At 40.2% G+C, this 676-nt stretch carries 1 protein-coding gene; it reads left to right on the top strand.

Annotation, left to right across the window (positions count from 1 at the left end; translation table 11 throughout):
• Window positions 1–363 precede the first annotated feature (363 nt).
• Window positions 364–676 (top strand): SDR family NAD(P)-dependent oxidoreductase (locus tag A3739_RS06140; RefSeq protein WP_156502397.1); only part of this gene is annotated, 313 nt, incomplete at its 3' end.

Below are 676 nucleotides of genomic sequence, written 5' to 3'. Positions count from 1 at the left end.
CTTTCCTGAGAGTTTAGTAAAAAAGAAGGCGTAACTAGTTTCGAATAATGTTGTTCAGTTCGTCCGTTCCCCCAAGAAATCTGCGTAATTAACATCAGAAATTTGGCTTAGCTTTATGTCGGCTTTTGTCTAGCAGCTGAAGTTTTAAGCGATGAAAGCATGACTTACTTTTCATGAATTTTGCTAGCGCTGAGTCTCGATTTAGTGCAGTTAATTCTCTTCTTGCAGCTTATAATGTTGATCCTTTAGAGCCCATATTTGAGTTCAATAATGCTTAGAAAAAACCAAGAATTCCTTACAATATTGAATTCTATTAAATTCAACAGCTTACAAAATGTAAGCCTTACAAAGGTTGCTTAATACATGAGCGATAAAAAAGTAGCACTTATCGTTGGTGCTGGAGATGCTATTGGCAGTGCGATCGCTAGAGAGTTTGCCCTGACGGGTTTGAGTGTATGCATGGTTCGTCGCAGTGAAGAGCTAGTCAAAGAGGCAGCCAAAGCACTTAATGATGAAGGCTATGAAGCACGTGGTTTTGGTGTGGATGCACGCAGCGAAGATGCAGTTCAGGAGCTATTCGAAAATATTGAGAACAACATCGGCGAAATCGGAGTGGTTGTATTTAATGTTGGGGCGAATGTGCCTATGAGTATTCTCGATACAAGTGCACGTAAGT

It is taken from the genome of Oleiphilus sp. HI0067, from assembly GCF_001635735.1.
This window is presented reverse-complemented; position numbering and strand designations above follow the sequence as displayed.